At 71.9% G+C, this 17452-nt stretch carries 14 protein-coding genes; 11 read left to right on the top strand and 3 right to left on the bottom strand.

Translation table 11 applies throughout. The annotated features are described in order from the left end of the window. The first annotated feature begins 54 nt into the window (after positions 1–54). A complete protein-coding gene (locus ACIBH1_RS40570) occupies positions 55–3150 on the top strand; it encodes a BTAD domain-containing putative transcriptional regulator (protein WP_397319383.1) in 3096 nt (1031 codons plus the stop codon). Positions 3151–3163: 13 nt separating this feature from the next. Then, a complete protein-coding gene (locus ACIBH1_RS40565; protein WP_397319382.1) occupies positions 3164–4558 on the top strand; it encodes an MFS transporter in 1395 nt (464 codons plus the stop codon). Between the two features lie 3 nt (positions 4559–4561). Here ACIBH1_RS40565 and ACIBH1_RS40560 read toward each other — a convergent pair whose 3' ends face one another. After that, positions 4562–5731, bottom strand: a complete 1170-nt coding sequence (locus ACIBH1_RS40560; RefSeq protein ID WP_397319381.1) for an FAD-dependent monooxygenase — start codon at positions 5729–5731, stop codon at positions 4562–4564. 59 nt (positions 5732–5790) lie between these two features. Between ACIBH1_RS40560 and ACIBH1_RS40555 the strand changes: the two genes are divergently transcribed. Then, complete coding sequence (locus tag ACIBH1_RS40555) at positions 5791–6312, top strand: TetR/AcrR family transcriptional regulator (protein WP_397319380.1); 522 nt, start codon at positions 5791–5793, stop codon at positions 6310–6312. Positions 6313–6376: 64 nt separating this feature from the next. Here ACIBH1_RS40555 and ACIBH1_RS40550 read toward each other — a convergent pair whose 3' ends face one another. Further along, complete coding sequence (locus tag ACIBH1_RS40550) at positions 6377–7873, bottom strand: phosphodiester glycosidase family protein (protein ID WP_397319379.1); 1497 nt, start codon at positions 7871–7873, stop codon at positions 6377–6379. Between the two features lie 163 nt (positions 7874–8036). Between ACIBH1_RS40550 and ACIBH1_RS40545 the strand changes: the two genes are divergently transcribed. The 7 genes from ACIBH1_RS40545 (at position 8037) to ACIBH1_RS40515 (ending at position 15927) form a co-directional block, all read left to right on the top strand. After that, complete coding sequence (locus tag ACIBH1_RS40545) at positions 8037–9302, top strand: extracellular solute-binding protein (protein WP_397319378.1); 1266 nt, start codon at positions 8037–8039, stop codon at positions 9300–9302. Further along, on the top strand, positions 9299–10141 hold the full coding sequence (locus tag ACIBH1_RS40540) for a carbohydrate ABC transporter permease (protein WP_397319377.1): 843 nt from the start codon (positions 9299–9301) through the stop codon (positions 10139–10141). The genes ACIBH1_RS40545 and ACIBH1_RS40540 overlap by 4 nt, the downstream gene beginning before the upstream one ends. Next, the gene (locus ACIBH1_RS40535; protein WP_397319376.1) at positions 10138–10956 is read left to right on the top strand and encodes a carbohydrate ABC transporter permease; all 819 of its coding nucleotides are present in this window, start codon (positions 10138–10140) and stop codon (positions 10954–10956) included. Before ACIBH1_RS40540 ends, ACIBH1_RS40535 begins: the two co-directional genes overlap by 4 nt. Before the next feature lie 13 nt (positions 10957–10969). Further along, positions 10970–12157 (top strand): ROK family transcriptional regulator, encoded by a 1188-nt coding sequence (locus ACIBH1_RS40530; protein WP_397319375.1) that lies wholly within the window; start codon positions 10970–10972, stop codon positions 12155–12157. A 10-nt stretch (positions 12158–12167) separates the two neighbouring features. Next, complete coding sequence (locus ACIBH1_RS40525) at positions 12168–13409, top strand: Gfo/Idh/MocA family protein (RefSeq protein WP_397319374.1); 1242 nt, start codon at positions 12168–12170, stop codon at positions 13407–13409. A gap of 18 nt (positions 13410–13427) precedes the next feature. Beyond that, positions 13428–14381 (top strand): endonuclease/exonuclease/phosphatase family protein, encoded by a 954-nt coding sequence (locus ACIBH1_RS40520; RefSeq protein ID WP_397319373.1) that lies wholly within the window; start codon positions 13428–13430, stop codon positions 14379–14381. A gap of 319 nt (positions 14382–14700) precedes the next feature. Further along, positions 14701–15927, top strand: coding sequence for an MFS transporter (locus tag ACIBH1_RS40515; RefSeq protein WP_397319372.1), 1227 nt, complete (start codon positions 14701–14703; stop codon positions 15925–15927). Here ACIBH1_RS40515 and sigJ read toward each other — a convergent pair. Next, the gene (gene sigJ / locus ACIBH1_RS40510; protein ID WP_397319371.1) at positions 15922–16800 is read right to left on the bottom strand and encodes an RNA polymerase sigma factor SigJ; all 879 of its coding nucleotides are present in this window, start codon (positions 16798–16800) and stop codon (positions 15922–15924) included. The two genes, ACIBH1_RS40515 and sigJ, sit on opposite strands and share 6 nt — an antisense overlap. A gap of 103 nt (positions 16801–16903) precedes the next feature. Here sigJ and ACIBH1_RS40505 point away from each other — a divergent pair, with 103 nt between their 5' ends. Then, entirely contained in the window at positions 16904–17428 is a 525-nt protein-coding gene (locus ACIBH1_RS40505; protein ID WP_397319370.1) for a YceI family protein, read from the top strand. The last annotated feature ends 24 nt before the right edge of the window (positions 17429–17452 follow it).

The raw sequence follows: 17452 nt of genomic DNA, 5'->3' as shown, positions 1-17452 counted from the left end.
GCTCACGATCGGCTGGGGGTTCGCTGCGGGTACGGTGACCAGGTGCGATTCGGTGTGCTTGGCCCGCTTTGCGTGTGGACCGACGACGGGCGGCTCGTGCGGGTCCCCGAGGTGAAGGTCCGCGCGTTGCTGGCCGACCTGCTGGTTCACGAGGGCCGGCCGGTGTCCGCCGACCGCCTGGCCGAGGACCTGTGGGGAGACGACCCGCCGGGCCGCCCGTCCAACACGCTGCAGACCAAGGTGTCCCAGCTGCGCCGCGCCCTGGAGCAGGGCGAGCCGGGAGGGCGCGAGCTGGTCGTGTTCCAGGCGGGCGGCTATGTCCTGCGGGCCGACGACGTGGACGCCGCCCGCTTCGCCGAACTGCTGCAGCGCGCCCGCGCCGCCACCGTGCCCGCGACGAGAGCCGGTCTCCTGGCCGACGCGCTGGCGCTCTGGCGCGGGCCCGCCTACGCCGGCTTCGGCGACGAGGAGTTCGCCCGAGCCGCCGCCGCCCGGCTGGAGGAGCAGCGCCTGACGGCGCTGGAAGAACAGGCGGAGGTACGGCTGGAGCTCGGGGAACACGGGTTGCTCGCCGACGAGCTGGGCGAGCTGGTGGCCGCCCACCCGCTGCGCGAGCGGCTGCGCGCCTCCCACCTGCGTGCGCTCTACCGGTCGGGACGGCAGGCGGAGGCGCTGGCCGGTTTCGACGAGGTACGGCGGCTGCTGGCAGACGAGCTGGGGCTGGACCCGGGCCCCGAGCTGGCGGCCCTCCAGCGGGCGATGTTGCGGCAGGACCCCTCGCTGGCATCGCCCGCGCGTCCGGTCACGGCACGCCCGCGGACGGACCTTCCCGCCCAGCTCACCGAGCTCATCGGCCGCGAGGAGGCCGTGACCGCTGTAGCCGATCTGCTCGGTTCCGCGCGGCTGGTCACGCTGACCGGTCCCGGAGGCGTGGGCAAGACCAGGCTCGCCCTGGCGGTCGCCGCCGGTGCCGTCGAGGACTTCCCCGACGGCGTGTGGCTGGTCGAGCTGGCCGGGACCGGGTGCGAGACGGCGGGCGTGGCCGAGGTGGTGGCGGCCCGGCTCGGCGTGCGCGACGACACGGCGACCGGCTCGCGTCCCGGCGTGCGGCCGCCCGACCTGGCGCACCGGCTCGCCGACGCTTTGGGCGGCAGGCGGTCGTTGCTGGTGCTCGACAACTGCGAGCACGTGGTCGGCCAGGTCGCCGACCTGGTGGACGTGCTGCTGCGATCCGCCCCCGACCTGCGCATCCTGACGACCAGCCAGGAGTCGCTGGCCCTCCCCGGCGAGACGTTGTACGCGGTGCCGCCGCTCGGCCTGCCGGTCCCGGGAGAGGATCCGGGGCAGGCGGCCTCGGTGCGGCTGTTCGTCGCCCGCGCCTCGGCCGCCGCGCCCGGATTCGTCTTCGACGAGGCGAGCGCTCCGGCGGTGGCGGCGATCTGCCGGAGGCTGGACGGTTTGCCGCTGGCGCTGGAGCTGGCCGCCGCACGGGTACGCGCGCTGGGGGTGCGCGGCGTGGCCGACCGGCTGGACGACCGTTTCCACCTGCTCACCGTCTCGGGCCGGGGCCGTCCGGCGCGCCAGCAGACCCTGCGCGCGGTGATCGACTGGAGCTGGGAGCAGCTCACCGACGAGCAGCGCCAGGTCATGCTCCGGCTGGCCGTCCATCCCGGCGGTAGCACGCTGGAGGCGGCGCGGGACGTGTGCGCGGACCTCGGGCTGGACGTGGCCGACGTGCTGGACCAGCTGGTCGCCAGGTCGATGGTGGAACCCGCGGGTGAGGCCCGCTTCCGGCTGCTGGAGTCGATCGCCGCCTACTGCCTCGAACGGCTCGGCGACGGCGAGGCCGTCCTGCGCAGCCGGGATCGTTACTACGTCGAGCTCGCGGAGCGGGCCGCGCCCCGGCTGTACGGCCCGGCCCAGCGCGAGTGGCTGGAGCGCCTCGACGCCGAGGCCGTCAACCTGCGGGCCACGCTGGACCATGTCACCGACCCGCGCCTGGTCGACGCCCTCACCTGGTACTGGTTCCTGCGCGGCCGCCACCGCGAGGGCCGCGCCTCCATCGCCGCGGCGCCGCCCGGTGCCCGATCGGACCGGAGAACGGCCCAAAGAGCGGCATGGGAGGCCGGGTTCGCCATGCTGACCGGCGACGGCGGCGACCTGATCGAGCGCAGCCGTACCGTCTCACGAGACCTGGACCCCGGCGACGCCCGGGAACGCTGGTTCCTCGCGCTCGCGCACCTGAGCTTCGGCGACGCAGCCACCGCCGAGGGCCTGCTGACCGAGGCGCTGGCCGCCTTCCGCGCCGCCGGCGACCGCTGGGGCGAGGCAGCGGCGCTGGCCGGCCGCGCCAAGCAGGCGATGTTCCAGGGCGACCACGCCCTCGCACAGCAGGCGGGCAGCGAGAGCCTGGCGATCTTCGCCGATCTCGGCGACGGCTGGGGCTGGTTGCAGGCTTCCGACATGCTCGGCTACCTCGCCGAGATCAACGGTGACTACGAGCGGGCCGCCGAGCTGCTCGGCGAGGGGCTGCGCATCGCCGAGGAGCTGAAACTGTGGACCGACGCCTCCTACCGGCTGTCGAGCCTCGGCCGGATCGCCCTGCTGACCGCGGATCTCGACCGATCGCGTGACCTGCACGAGCGCGGCATGCGCCTGGCCGCCGAGCAGTCCGACAGGTTCGCCGAGGAGTTCGCCCGGGTCGGCCTCGGCCTCGCGGCCCGCCGTACGGGAGATCTCGACGCGGCGGAGCGGCTCTTCGGGCAGTCGCTGGCCTGGAACCGCCGCCTGGAAGCCGACTACGGCGTGCCCTTCTACGGGCTGACGTTGTTGCTGGCCGAACTCGGCTTCATCGCCGAACTGCGCGGCGACCTCGCCACGGCCAGGGCACTGCACGAGGAAGGTCTCGCGGCGGCCCGCGAGGCCGGCGACCGGCGGGCGGTCGCCCTGGCCACGGAAGGGCTCGCCGGGGTCGCGGCCGCCGGGGGCGACCACGAGAGCGCGGCGGCCCTGCTGGACGAGGCCGCCGCGCTCAGGGAGTCGGTCGGCGCGCCCCTGCCGCCCGCGGAACGCGCCGACGTCGACCGGATCTCCGCGGCCATCAGCGCGTCGCGGCGCAAACTTGTTCAAGACCCCGTGGACCCCGCCTGACGACACTGGACGGGTGATTCCTCCCGCTCCTTCGCCGGTCACGGGCGTGCGCCGTGGCCCGATGCTCGCCGTACTGCTCACCGGCCAGGTCATGGCGTCCATGGACGGCTCGATCGTGTCGGTGGCCGCGGAGACCATCCGGGGCGACCTCCGGGCGGGCGGCACGGGCATCCAGCTGATCGTGTCGGGCTACCTCCTGACCGTCGGCGTGCTCCTGGTCACCTGCGCGCGGATCGGCGACGTGATCGGGCAGCGGCGAGCGTTCCTGATCGGGCTGGGCTGGTTCACCGCCGCCTCGCTGTTGTGCGGGCTCGCGCCGAACGTGACCGTGCTCGTGCTGGCGCGCATCGCACAGGCCGTCGGGGCGGCGCTGCTCACGCCGCAGATCTTCTCGCTCATCCAGACGCACTGGGACGGCACGGCACGCCGCAGGGCCATCGGCCTCTACAGCATGGTGCTCGCCCTCGGTGTCGCGCTGGGGCAGGTCGTCGGCGGGCTGGTCGTCAGCGCCGACCTCTTCGGCCTGTCGTGGCGTCCCGTCTTCCTGCTCAACGTCCCGATCGGCGTCGTCGCCGTGGCCGTCGGGCCGAGGCTGCTGCCGGCGTCGCGAGCGGACGAGCGGGCGCGCCTCGACCCCGGCGGGGTGGCGGTCCTGACCGCCGCGATGGCCGCGATCACGATCCCGCTGATCTTCGGCAGCGACCTGGGCTGGCCCGCGTGGACGTGGATCTCGCTGGCGTGCGGCGCCGCACTGCTGGCGGGGTTCGTCCGTTACGAGACCCGGGCGCCGCACCCGCTGCTCGACCTGGCCTCCGTACGGCCCGGCGGAGTCAAACCGGGGCTGGCGGCGTGCTGGACCATCATGGGGTGCTACACCGCCTTCGTGCTCGCCCTCACGCTCCACCTGCAGACGGCGCTGTCGTATTCGCCCTTCGAGGCGGGCATGGCCTTCGTGCCCTACGCGCTGGGATTCGGCACGCTGAGCCTGACGTGGACGCGGTATCCACAGGCTGTGCAGCGCGCGCTGCCGATCGCCGGGCCGCTCGCCTTCGCGGGCGGGGCGGTCCTGGTGGTGCTCGCCTGCCGCGACGAGTGGCAGCCGTGGCTCGCCGTACCCTTGCTGCTCCTGGCGGGGGCGGGGCACGCGGCGGGGTACAGCCCGCTGATCGCGAGGATAACGTCGCTGGTCGAGCCGCGGCTGGCCTCGGCGATCTCGGCGCTGAACGCCACCGGCCCCGTTCTCGCGGGGGTGACGGCGGTGGCGGGGCTGGGGAGCGTGTACTTCGCGGCGCCCTCGTCGGCGGACGGCCTGCTGCGCGTCGTGATCGCGGTGGTGGGACTGCTCGCGCTGGGGACGGCGTGCGCCGTTCGCGTCGTGGTCCTGGACAAGGCGCCGGCCCGGGTGTGACCGCTAGTAGGACGGCAGGTCGATGGCGGTGGCGGCGCGGTGGATGGGCTCGACGACCTTGGCCATGATGCGGTCCTTGCCCGGCAGCAGGTTGACCACGCGCAACATGATCATCGACATGCGCACCTGGAACGGGGTGGCCATCACCATGCGCTTGATGTTGCCGGTGCCCAGGGCCTGGTTGGCCTCGACGAAGGGGCGCATGCGCGCCTCGTAGGCGGGGAAGGCGGCGGTGTGGTCGCCGGCGGCGCGCTTGAGCTCGCCCGCCAGCACGTAGGCGCCGACGAGGGCCAGGCTGGTGCCCTGCCCGGAGGCGGGGGAGGCGCAGTAGGCGGCGTCGCCGATCAGCGCGACCCGGCCCGCGTGCCAGCTGTCCATGCGCACCTGGCTGAGGGAGTCGTAGTAGAAGTCGGGTGCGTCGGCCATGCCCTCCAGCAGGCGCGGCACCTCCCAGCCCGAGCCGGTGTAGGCCGCGGCCAGCGTGCGCTGCTGCTCGGCGCGCTCGCGTGCCTTGTCGTCGGACTGCCACAGGAACATGGCCTTCGCGCCGGCGTCCTGCCGGGTGCTGTAGAGCAGCGCCGTACGGCCGGGGCCGACGTAGGTGAGCTCTTCGCGGTCGAGCCCGAGGTGGTTGGGGACGCTGAAGATCGAGACGTTGTAGCCCATGTCGCGCACGTAGCGGTCTTCGGGGCCGAAGGCGAGCGCGCGGGTGTTGGAGTGCAGCCCGTCGGCGCCGACGACCAGGTCGAAGTGGCGTACGAGCCCGCTGTCGAAGGTCACCCGGGTGCCGTCGATGGAGGCGATCGAGTCGCCGAAGATGTATTCGACGCCGCTGGTCGCCTCGTGCAGGAGGCGGGTGAGGTCGCCGCGGTGGAGCTCGGCGTCCTGGTGGACGCGGCCGCCGAAGCTGTCGCCGTCCATGCTGGCGACCTGGCGTCCGGCGCCGTCGACCACCGAGCCGGTGCGCACGTCGGTGCGCAGCGAACGGATCCGCTCCAGCAGGCCCATGCGCTCGACCACGTCGAGGGCGGCGCCCCGGATGTCGACCTTGTAGCCGCCTTCGCGCACCTCGCTCGCGCGCTCGACGACGGTGGGGGTGAAGCCGTACTCACGCAGCCAGTAGGCGAGGGTCGTGCCCGCGATGCTCGCGCCGGAGATCAGGATGTTCGTCATGTCCTGAATAGTACGCACGTCTTAGACAACTGTGCAAGACGTTCGTGTAAGATGAACTCATGGGTAACCGCGAAGATCTCCTCGAAGGCGCCAAACGCTGTCTGTATGACAAGGGCTACTTCCGCACGACCGCACGCGACATCGCGAATGCGGCGGGGGTGAGCCTGGCCGCGATCGGCTACCACTACGGCACCAAGGACGTCCTGCTCAACGAGGCGCTCGTCGAAGCGATGCGGGAGTGGGCCGAGGATCTGGGCCGGGTGCTGGCGGAGCCGGGCGACTTCGAGACGACCTGGGGCAAGGTCATCGAGTCCTTCGCCACGGCCAGGCCGCTGTGGACGATCCAGTTCGAGCTGGTCGCGCACATGGCGCGTACGCCGGAGATGCGCGAGTCGTTCGCGGAGGCGGGACGGCACGCCAGGCTCGGGCTGGCCGAGCTGTTCGGATCGGATTCCGAGCAGGTGGGGGCGGTGATCCAGACCCTGCTGAGCGGGCTGGCGGCGCAGTGGCTGGTGGATCCCGACAACACGCCGACACCGGCGGACCTGCTGGAGGGGCTGCGCACACTGGTCAAGGCGTAAGGGATCGCCCAAGCGCGACGCCCCGCGCGCCCGGGAGCGCGCGGGGCCGTACAAGCCGGTGAGGTTACGGCCTGACCAGGAAGACGTTGCCCAGGGAGCGCTGCCCCGTGGCGTCCGACGGGCGGTTGACGATGCCCGCGCCGGCCGTGGCCAGCACGCTGGAGCCGCCGCCGTCGAGGTTCATCGCCTCCACCGCGCCGAGCCGCTTCATCAGCTCGGCCGTCTGCGCGATGCCGAGCCCCTCGCTGTATCCGGCCTGCCTGCCGTCCACGACCACGAGCATCAGCCGCCCGCGGTCGTCCATGCCGATCATGGATCGCGGGTTGGCGCGCAGCGTCCAGTTGTAGGTGAACGTCTGGTCGGCGCCCTCCCGGATCAGGCCGTCCGCGTCCGCGTTGACGGAGACCCGGCCGTCGCGGACCAGGGTCGGGCCGACCTGCAGGATCGTGGTGTCGGGCGTGAGGGGCACGCGGTGGCCCCTGCTGTCCTCGACACGCTCGGTGACGGTCAGCTTCCCGCCCGGCGCGGCATGGGCGAGCAGCCACGCGGCGCTGTCGCCGATCGCCTGGACGACCGATCCTCCGGCCGGCACGCTCGCGCCGCGCGTGGTGTTGACCGCCAGCACTGTGCCGTCGGCGTCGAGTACCGCCTCGGCGCCCTCGCCGACCGGCGGCACGCCCCATTCGGGGGTGAAGAGCACCAGCTCGCTGGAGTCGGTGCACTTCAGGTCGTGCTGGGGCTTCTGTGTGGGCTGGTCGCCGCCGACGCCGCCGCAGTTCCAGACCTCGCCCGGCAGCCGGTTGACGCCGTCGATCTCGGTCGTCGCCCCGCCCGAGCGGAGCGTGACGCGTGCGGTGTAGGCGTCGACGTCCACCCTGCGGCCGCCGTGCGTGATCCTGATCCCGCCGCGGCCCTGGGTGGCCGAGCCGATGAGCTTGCCGTTCTTGACGTAGAGCCCGCCGGGCGCGCGGTTGTAGAACCACTGGGCGTTGATGCCGGCCGTGGCGCCCGTCGCCGTGATGAGGTCGGTCAGCGTCTCGGGACCGTTGAGCGCCGGCCCGAAGTCGGTGTCCACGGTGCCGCGGAACCGGCTGAAGTCGACGCGGAGCACGTGGACCTTCTGCGGCGCGTTCGCGTCGGTGCCGTCCTGCGCGGTGTAGCGGGTGCCGCCGGTGAAGCCCGCCGCCCTGACCTGGGTCAGAGCGGCCGACGCCTCACCGCTGGTGGCGTAGCGGCCCAGCCGTACGGTCCACCCGAGCACGCCGGCCGGGCGGTCGGCGAAGGCGGGCAGGTCGACCTGCTCGATGCGGGGCTCGAAGCCCTTCTCGCGCAGGCCCGCGGCGATGCGGTCGGCGATCTCCCTCGATCCGAGCGCGGTGCCCGCCGTGCCGGCGGGGCCGTCGAGGGTCGCGGGCAGGTAGACGTGCACCGTCCAGAAGTCGTCGGCGTCCTGGGCGCCCAGCGACAGCGTGGTCAGGGTCAGGCCCGGGGGGAGCGCGGGCGAGGTCGTTCCCTCCGCGGGTACGGCCACGGCAGGCAGCGCGATCGTCAGGGCTGCCACCAGGGACGTTAAGGCTGTGCGGGGCATGGGCGTCCTTCGTTCTCATGGGCGAGCCGGGCCGGGAGGCCGTCTTGACGGCGTCCCCAGCGGCTCCTATTCTTCAGGCTTAATTAATAAATGACCCTTAAAAAAAGAGCAAGCCTCCTTCCCCCAAGGACCCCTCATGAGGAATCTGCTTCGGCTCGCGGCGGCCGCACTCACCGCCCTGCCCCTGGCCGCGTGCGCCGCCGAGAACGACGGCCCCGTCGCGCTCACCTGGTGGCAGGGCCCGAACGCCGAGACGCCCACGCAGGAAGCCGTGGCCGCCTGCACCAAGGACGGCAAGTACACGATCAAGGTCGAGACCCTCCCCGACGGCTCCGACAAGCAGCGCGAACAACTCGTGCGGCGGCTCTCGGCCAAGGACAAGTCGGTCAACCTCATCACCATGGACGTCGTCTGGACGGCCGAGTTCGCCGAGGCCGGCTGGATCCTGCCGCTGCCCGACGCCACCGCCAAGACCGTCTCCGACGGCACGCTCGAAGGCGCGCTGAAGTCCGCGACCTGGAAGGACAAGCTGTACGCGGCGCCGCTGCTGTCCGGCTCGCAACTGCTCTGGTACCGCAAGTCCCGCGCGGAACAGGCCGGCATCGACCCCGCCAAGGGCGAGCTGACCTGGGAGCAGCTGCTCGCCGCGGCCGGCGGCATGCCGGAAGGCGAGCGCGGGGTGGCAACGCCCGGCAACCGCTACGAGGGATACACCGTCTTCGTCAACGCCCTCGTCGCCTCGGCCGGCGGCCAGGTCGTCGACGCCCAGGGCCAGGCCGGCCTCGACAGCGACGCCGGGCGGGCCGCCGCCTCGGTCATCGGCTCCCTGGCCACCGGCCCGGCCGCGCTCAAGGGCATGAGCACGCTCGACGAGGAGACCATGCGGGCCGCCTTCGAGCAGGGCGAGGCGTCGTTCATGACGAACTGGGGCTACGTCTACGCCGCCGCCGCCGACCGCGCGACGAAGGAGCCCGAGTTCAAGAAGATCTTCGACGACTACGGCTGGGCCAGGTACCCGAGAGTCGTGGCCGGCGTCCCCAGCGCCCCGCCGCTCGGCGGCTCCAACATCGCCATCGGCGCCGGCACGCCGGAGGACCAGCGTGAGAGCGCCTACGCCGCCCTCGCCTGCCTGACCTCCACCCCGTCGCAGAAGGGCTTCATGATGGGCGCCGGCATCCCCGCCGCCCGCTCGTCGGTCTACGACGACGCGGAGGTGCGCGCCAAGTTCCCCTTCGCCGACGTCATGCGCGACTCGATCGCCGAGGCGGCGCCGCGCCCGATGGTCCGCAAGTACAACGCGCTGTCCACCGCCATCCAGACCGCCTTCCACCCGCCCGCGTCCGTCACCGCCGACACCGCGGCCAAGGCCCAGGCGGCCGTCGCCCAGGCCGTGGGACAGTGAACCGAGTCCGCACCGAGCAGCGGCTGGGCTGGCTCATGGCCGGCCCGGCGCTGTTGCTCATGCTGGCGGTGACGGTGGTGCCGGTCCTGCGGACCGTCGCCCTGTCGCTGGAGCGTTACTCCCTGAGCGCCCCCGACGAGCGGGCGTTCGCGGGACTCGGCAACTACCGTGAGATCCTCGCCGGCCAGGACTGGTGGCGTGACCTGTCCTCGACGGTCATCCTGACGGTGACCAGCGTCGGACTCGAGTTCGTGCTGGGCTTCGCCCTCGCGCTGGCCATGCACAAGGTGCTGTGGGGCAGGCAGCTGCTGCGCACCGTCGTGCTCGTGCCGTACGCCGTGCTGACGGTGGTCTCCGCCTTCGCCTTCCGCTTCGCCTTCCAGCCGTCGGTGGGATTCGTCGGCGGCGACTTCAACTGGCTGGGCGAGACCTGGTCGGCCTACACGGTGATCGTGCTGACCGAGGTGTGGAAGACCACGCCGTTCATGGCGCTGATGCTGCTCGCCGGGCTGGTCACCGTGCCCGGCGAGGTCTACGAGGCGGCCAAGGTCGACGGGGCGAACGCCTGGCAGCGCCTGTGGCGGGTGACGATCCCGTGCGTACGGCCGGCCATCATGGTCGCCCTGCTCTTCCGCACCCTCGACGCCTTCCGGATCTTCGACACCGTCTACATCCAGACGCAGGGCGCCGTCGGCACCGAGACCCTGTCGTTCCTGAGCTACCGCTTCCTGATCAGGGACCTGGAGGTCGGCCTCGGCTCGGCCGTCTCGGTGCTGCTGTTCGTCTGCGTCGCGATGATCGCGGCCGGGTTCGTCCGAGCGTTCAGGGGTGCGTCATGAGGCGGCGGATCGCCGACATCCTGGTCACCCTCACGGTCGCCGTCTGGACCCTGGCGCCGATCGTCTGGGTCGTGAGCCTGTCGCTCAAACCGCCCACCCTGCAGAACGACGGGCGATTCCTGCCGGCCTCGCCGACGCTCGACAACTACACCGGGCTGTTCACCAAGCCGATGTTCACCACCGCGCTGGCCAACTCCGTGGGCATCTCGCTCATCGCCACCACCGTCTCGGTGATCGTCGCCGTCTTCGCGGCGTACGCGATCGCGCGCCTGCGCTTCCGCGGCAGCGGGCTGGTGCTCGGCACCGCCCTGGGGCTGACGATGTTCCCCGCGATCGCGCTGGTGGGCCCGCTGTTCACGCTGTGGACGGAGCTCGGCCTGTTCGACACCTGGCTCGGCCTCATCATCCCCTACGTCTCGTTCTCGCTGCCGCTGGCGATCTGGCTGCTGACCGCCTTCTTCCGCACCATCCCGCGGGCGCTGGAGGAGTCGGCGCAGGTCGACGGGGCCACCCGGCTCCAGGCGCTGATCCGGGTGATCCTGCCCGCGGCCGTCCCCGGGGTGGTCACCACGTTCCTGCTCACCTTCCTGGCGTGCTGGGGCGAGTTCCTGTTCGCGATCTCGCTCACCTCGACCGAGGCCTCCCGCACGGTCCCCGCCGCGCTGGCCTTCTTCACCGGCGACTCGGAGTTCCAGCAGCCGTACGGCGCCATCGCCGCGGCCGCCCTGCTGGTGACGGTGCCGGTGGTCGTGCTCGTCCTGCTCGCCCAGCGTCGCATCGTCGCCGGGCTCACCTCCGGCGCGGTGAAGGGGTGACACCATGCCTGCCATGACGTCATCAGCGACCGCTCCCTTGCTGCGCCGACTGAACGCCGAGAGGGCGCTCGCCGTCCTGCGAGAGGTCGACACGATCCGCCTCACCGAGCTGGCCGACGCGTCCGGGCTGTCCAGGCCGACGGTCGACGCGGTGGTCGAGGATCTGCGCAGGATCGGGCTGATCGCCGAGACCGAGGACGCCACCGCTGGCCGCCGCGGCCGTCCCGCCCGGCTCGTACGGCTGCGGGCCGAGCGCGGCTACGTCGTCGGCATCGACATCGGCGTGCACAAGTGCGTCGTCTCGGTGGCCGACCTGCGCGGCGCCGTCCTGGCCACCGAGGTCAGGCCGCTCGGGCAGGAACTCGACCGCAAGGCCAGGCTCGACGGTGTTCGGAGGACCGTACGAGCCGCGCTGAAGCCCGCCGGGGTCGACCGCTCCGCCGTGCTGGCCGTGTGCACGGCCACGCCCGGCGTCGTCGACCCCCGCACCGGGGTGGTCCTGGCCTGCGACGTGCTGCCCGACTGGAAGGGCCTGAACCTGCGGACCGGGCTGGGCCGGTCCTTCGGCGCGCCGGTCCTGGCCGACAACGACGCCAACCTCGCCGTCGTGGGCGAGCGCTGGCGCGGCGTGGCCGCCGCCAGCCAGGACGTCATCTACGTGCTGGCCGGCGAACGGCTGGGCGCCGGCATCGTCTCGGGCGGCCAGGTCTTCCGCGGCCACGACGGGGGCGCCGGCGAAATGGCCTTCCTCAGCCTGCTCGAACACACCCCGGGCGCCGAGGGCATCGGCGCCCTGGCCAGCAACATCGGCAAGGAGGTCGTGGCCAGGCTGCGCGAGCACGATGCCGTACGGCCGGGCGGCGCCGAAGGGCTGACCGGCGACGCCGCGCTGCTGATGGCCGCCGCCCGCGACGGCGACGACGAAGCCCAGCAGGTCCTCGAACAGATCCTCGCCCGCATCGCCCGGGCGGTCGGCACGCTGGCCCTGCTCCTGAACCCCGAGCTGATCGTCATCGGCGGCGGCGTGGCCGCCGCGGGCGAGCAGATCGCCGAGCCCATCCGCCGCAGGCTGCCGCAGATGACCTCCCTGCCGCCCCGGCTGGAGGTGTCGTCGCTGGGCGACAGGGCCGTCACCGCCGGCGCCCTGCGCACCGCCCTCGACGTCGTCGAGAGTTCCCTGCTGGACAACCTGAATGGCTGAGAAGAGAAGCATGTCACCTGTGTCGTTGGCCATCGTCGGAGCCGGAGACCGCGGCAGCGGATACGCCCGGTGGGCGCTGGCGCACCCGGACCAGGCACGGATCGTGGCCGTCGCCGACCCGTCAGAGGAGCGGGCGCTCGCCCTGGCCCGCCCGAGCGGCGCCCGCGTCTTCCCGGACTGGAGGCAGCTGGCGGACGCCGGCCGGATCGCCGACGCCGTCGTCATCGCCACCCAGGACGCCGACCACGCCGAACCGGCCGAAGCCTTCGCCGCGCTCGGCTGCCACCTGCTCGTCGAGAAGCCCCTGGCACCGACCGAGGACGAGTGCCGCGCCATCGTCGCCGCCGTCGAACGGGCAGGCGTGATCTTCGCCGTCTGCCACGTGCTGCGCTACGCGCCGTACACCGACACCGTGCGATCCGTGCTGCGCTCCGGGCGGATCGGGGAGATCGTCTCCGTCCAGCACCTCGAACCCGTGGGCTTCTGGCACCAGGCCCACTCCTACGTCCGCGGCAACTGGCGCAGGTCCGACCAGGCCAGCTTCATGCTGCTGGCCAAGTCGTCCCACGACCTCGACTGGCTGCAGTACGTCGTCGGCCGCCCCATCCGGCGCGTGTCGAGCTTCGGCGGGCTCAAGCACTTCCGCCCCGAGAACCGCCCGGAAGGAGCGGCCTCGCGCTGCCTCGACTGCGCCGTCGAGCCCGACTGCCCCTACTCCGCGACGCGCCTCTACTTCGGACGGCTGCGCGAAGGACGGCACGGATGGCCGCTCAGCGTCGTCACCTCCACCTTCACCGAGGAGGCGCTCACCGGCGCCCTCAGACACGGCCCGTACGGCAGATGCGTCTACGACTGCGACAACGACGTCGTCGACCACCAGGTCGTCGCCATGGAATTCGAAGGGGGAGCCACCGGCACCTTCACCATGACCGCCTTCAACACCGGCGGGCACCGCCGTACCCGCATCTTCGGCACCCACGGCGAGCTGTCGTGCGACGGCCAGAGCGTCGTGGTCAACGACTTCCGCACCGGCGCCACCACCACCCTCGACGTGACACCCACCGGCGACGCCACGGCAGGCGGCGGCCACGCGGGCGGCGACGAACGCCTCATGGACGCGTTCGTGCGCGCCGTCGCCACCGGCGAACGCGACCTCATCCGCTCGGGCCCCGCCGAATCGCTCGCCTCCCACCTCGCCGTGTTCGCCGCCGAGCGGGCCCGGCTCACCGACCAGGTCATCACCGTGGAATGAATCGAAAGGAGCTCGCCCATGCGGGCAGCAGTCAGAACGTTCCTCGCCACGCTCTTCTCCTTAGGCCTGATCCTCACCCCGAGCCCAGCCCAAGCCGACCTGCCCGACGCCGAGAACTGGCCGCGCCCGCGCTTCATCTCCTACAACGTGTGCGGCGCCGCCAAGCACTGCCCGCCCGTCTACCAGGGCTCCAAGACCGCCTGGCGTGACATCGTCGTGCGCGCCATGGACAACTGGAGCGCCGACCTCGTGATGCTCCAGGAGGTCTGCTACGGGCAGTGGACGCTGCTGCGCGACCACCTGCAGAGCCGCACCGACAAGCCCAGGTACGACTCGGTGTGGGCGGCGGCCCTGCCGTCCGCGCCCGGCTGCTCGGACTGGGGCACCGACCACCGCTTCGGCCTGGTGATCTTCGCCAAGGGGGAGGCGGGGACGATCAACAACGGCTCCCGCAGCGTCTACGCGCTCCCCGAGGTGGGCAACGTCGAGGACCGCAAACTCCTGTGCGCCCGCACCACCGTCACCGGCCGGACCGTCCGGGCCTGCAACACCCACATCGACCCCGACCCCGCCAGCGCCAAGGTACAGGTCGAGCGCGTCGCCGCGCTCACCGAGGGCTTCGCCGCCCAAGGCGACCCGGTGGTGCTCGGCGGCGACTTCAACGTGATGCCCACGAGCGCCACGCTCGACCCGCTGTACAACCACACGGGCGGGCACGGGGTGTTCCAGGAGGTCGACGAGAACGACAAGGAACACTTCGGGAACGTGTGCGGGCAGGAGCGGGACCGCTGCAGGACCGGCGAGGAGACGGCCGAGCCCGTGTGCTCACCGCCGGTGGGGGAGGCGGGGAAGATCGACTACATCTTCCTGAGCTACTACTGGTTCACCACCGTCCGCGGCGACGCGGCGGCCTGCACCACCGGCGTGTCGGACCACCACCTCCTCCGCGGCGCCGCAGCCTGGGAGCACTGAGCATCACGCGACGACCTCGAACGAGGTCCCCTCACCCGTGTTGGTGAACGGCTCCGCGGTCCGCGACGGACCGCGGAGCTCCGACACGCTCCAAGCCAGGACCACATGGCGGGGAAGAACACACGCAGCCGCGGGAACCGCGCCCTCCAGCAGCGCCAGGCGCTGGCTGCACGTCGGCGCCGGAGACCTCTGCCGAGAGGGACAGGATCCGCGGGTGGGTCCAGTCGAGGATCGGCGTGCTGCGGGGCGCTCGGAGCTGGGGAAACGGGTACATGCCGTAATATTGATCACTTCCACCCGCATTTGGAAGGCGCGCAAGATGACCACCCACTGGCGGCGTAACGTCGCCTTCTTCCTCACCGGCCAGACCGTGTCGCTCTTCGGCTCGATGGTCGTGCAGTACGCCGTCATGTGGTGGGTCACCCTGGAGACCCGTTCCGGGATGAGCGTGGCGCTGTACGCGGTGGCCGCCTTCCTGCCGCAGGGGCTGGTCTCGCTGTTTGGCGGTGTGCTGGCCGACCGGATGAACCGGCGGGTGCTGGTGATGGTGGCCGATGCGGGCATCGCGGCGGCGACGCTGGTGCTGGCGGTGTTGATGGCCAACGGGGTGACGGATCTGTGGATCGTGTTGCTGGCCGTGGCGGTGCGGTCGGTGGGTGCCGGGGTGCAGACGCCTGCCGTACAGGCGATGATCCCGCAGATCGTGCCGGGCGAGCAGCTGATGCGGGTCAATGGGATCTTCCAGACGATCCAGTCGGCCATGGCGTTGCTCGCGCCGGCCGCGGCGGGGGCGATCTACGCGAAGTTCGGTCTGGTGCCGGTGTTCTTCCTCGACGTGATCACGGCTGTGCTGGGCATCGGGCTGCTGGCGCTGGTGGCGGTGCCGACGCTGGAGCGGGTGACGGAGTCGTCCGCCACCTACTGGCAGGACCTGGTCGAGGGCATGCGCTACATCCGCAGCCACTCGGTGGTGCGCTGGCTGCTCATCGTGTACACCGTGATCTTCCTGCTGACCGTGGCGCCGTCGTTCATGACGCCGTTGATGGTGGCGCGCAGTTTCGGCAGCGAGTCGTGGATGCTCGCGGTGCTGGAGATCGCCTTCAGCGTGGGCATGTTGCTCGGCGGCGTGCTGATGTCGACGGTGCTGGCCAAGCGGGGCAAGGTGGGCCTGATCCTGGTCGCCGTCTACGGGTTCGGGCTGGTGACCATCGGGCTCGGGCTGAGCCCGAACCTGTGGATCTTCTTCGGCTTCATGTTCGTGATCGGCCTGCTGGTGCCGCCGTTCTCGACGCCGTTCATGACGCTCATCCAGGAGACCGTCGAGCCCGCCATGCACGGCCGGGTGTTCAGCTACGTCAGCATCGTGATGGCGCTGGCGACGCCCGTCGGCATGATGGTGTTCGGCCCGCTGGCCGACGTGATCAGCGTGCAGGTGCTGCTGATCGTGGCCGGGGTGGCCACCGTGGTGGTGATGGCGATCGCGGCCCGGCTGCCGTCGGGCCGGGAGACGATCGCGATCGCCCGCGGGCGGGAGCCGGTCTCATAGGTCCTCGCTCCATGGCCGCAGCTTCTCGGGGTTGCGGATGCCCCAGATGCGCCTGATCAGGCCGTCGTCGGCGATCTCGAAGGCCAGGACGCCCGCCACGGCCCCTTCGTGCTCCAGCAGCAGACCGGGCTGGCCGTTGACCAGGCGCTCGTGGATCGCCAGCCCGGTGCCGCCGATGTCGGCGATGTAGCGGGCGATCAGCTCGCCGCCCTCGATCGGGTGCAGTGCGGCGCTGGCGCGTCCGCCGCCGTCGCCGATGGCCACGGCGTCGGGGGCGAGCAGGCCGATGAGCGCGCCGATGTCCTTGGCCTCCCATGCCTGCTTGAAGTCGCGCACGACCTCGGCGTGCCGGTGGCCGGGGGCGGGGGGCACGCGCGCGTCGCGCAGGCGCCGCCTGGCGGAGGTGGCCAGCTGGCGGCAGGCGGCGGGGCTGCGCCCGACGATCTCGGCCACCTCGACGAAGGTGTAGCGGAAGACGTCGTGCAGGACGAACGTGACGCGCTCGGCCGGGGTCATCGCCTCCAGCACCACCAGGAAGGCCATGTTGACCGACTCGTCGAGGGTCACGTGCTCGGCGGGGTCGACGGTGGTGCTGCCCAGCCTGGCGCTGGACCACTCGTGCCGGCCGGGCACCGGCTCGGGGATCCACTCGCCGACGTAGCGTTCGCGGCGCACGCGCGCGGAGCCGAGCACGTCGAGGCAGATCCGGCCGGCGACCTTGGTCAGCCAGGCGCCGGGCGACTCGATGGTCTCCTGTTGCTGCGGCGACATGGCGTACCAGCGCGCGTAGGTCTCCTGGACGACGTCCTCGGCGTCGGCCAGGGAGCCGAGGAGCCGGTAGGCCAGGTTGATCAGCTGCCGCCGCTCACTCATGATCGCGTTCATAGGGTCCCCCTCCGACATGTATGACGGAGCAGCGGCCAGGAATGTGATCCCGGCGCCTCACACTCCGCGCGCCCGTCTCGTCGTACCTGCCATGACTACCATCACCCAGCTCGGCGAGCTGACCGGCGACTACGTCCTCGACCCCGCCCGCACCACGATCGGCTTCGTCGGCAGGCACACCATGGCCACCAGGGTGCGCGGCCGGTTCGACGCCTTCGCCGGGCACGCGCGCCTCGATGGCGAGGACCCGACGCGGTCGAGCGTCGGGATCACGATCGAGGCGTCCAGCCTGCGGACCCGCGACGCCCGGCGTGACCAGCACCTGCGGCGCAGGTTCCTGCACGCCGACGAGCACCCGGCCATCGCCTTCACCTCGACGCGGGTGGAGCGGGCGGGCGGGAACACGTTCGTGGTCACCGGCGACCTGACGATCCGCGGCGTGACCCGCCCGGTCGCCGTGGAGTTCGAGCTGACGGGCCCCGAGCCCTCCTTCACGGGCCGCGCGACGATCAGCCGCCGCGACTGGGGCGTCAACTGGAACGCCGCGACCGCCCTCCTCCTGGAGGACGCCGTGGTGCTGGAGCTGGAGGTCCGGCTCGTACGGCAGGCGAGATAACCGCTGGCAGCGGGAGATCGCCGC

The organism is Nonomuraea sp. NPDC050663, from assembly GCF_044456985.1.
Classification (GTDB): domain Bacteria; phylum Actinomycetota; class Actinomycetes; order Streptosporangiales; family Streptosporangiaceae; genus Nonomuraea.
The sequence above is the reverse complement of the archived record's forward strand: the minus strand, read 5'-3'. Positions and strand labels throughout refer to the sequence as shown.

What these genes read in the sequence shown, in the direction of transcription:
- ACIBH1_RS40560 (WP_397319381.1), bottom strand. Translation starts at nt 5,731, where the DNA reads ATGACGAACATCCTGATCTCCGGCGCGAGCATCGCGGGCACGACCCTC.
- ACIBH1_RS40555 (WP_397319380.1), top strand. Translation starts at nt 5,791, where the DNA reads ATGGGTAACCGCGAAGATCTCCTCGAAGGCGCCAAACGCTGTCTGTAT.
- ACIBH1_RS40545 (WP_397319378.1), top strand. Translation starts at nt 8,037, where the DNA reads ATGAGGAATCTGCTTCGGCTCGCGGCGGCCGCACTCACCGCCCTGCCC.
- ACIBH1_RS40535 (WP_397319376.1), top strand. Translation starts at nt 10,138, where the DNA reads ATGAGGCGGCGGATCGCCGACATCCTGGTCACCCTCACGGTCGCCGTC.
- ACIBH1_RS40530 (WP_397319375.1), top strand. Translation starts at nt 10,970, where the DNA reads ATGACGTCATCAGCGACCGCTCCCTTGCTGCGCCGACTGAACGCCGAG.
- ACIBH1_RS40525 (WP_397319374.1), top strand. Translation starts at nt 12,168, where the DNA reads ATGTCACCTGTGTCGTTGGCCATCGTCGGAGCCGGAGACCGCGGCAGC.
- ACIBH1_RS40520 (WP_397319373.1), top strand. Translation starts at nt 13,428, where the DNA reads ATGCGGGCAGCAGTCAGAACGTTCCTCGCCACGCTCTTCTCCTTAGGC.
- ACIBH1_RS40515 (WP_397319372.1), top strand. Translation starts at nt 14,701, where the DNA reads ATGACCACCCACTGGCGGCGTAACGTCGCCTTCTTCCTCACCGGCCAG.
- sigJ (WP_397319371.1), bottom strand. Translation starts at nt 16,800, where the DNA reads ATGAGTGAGCGGCGGCAGCTGATCAACCTGGCCTACCGGCTCCTCGGC.
- ACIBH1_RS40505 (WP_397319370.1), top strand. Translation starts at nt 16,904, where the DNA reads ATGACTACCATCACCCAGCTCGGCGAGCTGACCGGCGACTACGTCCTC.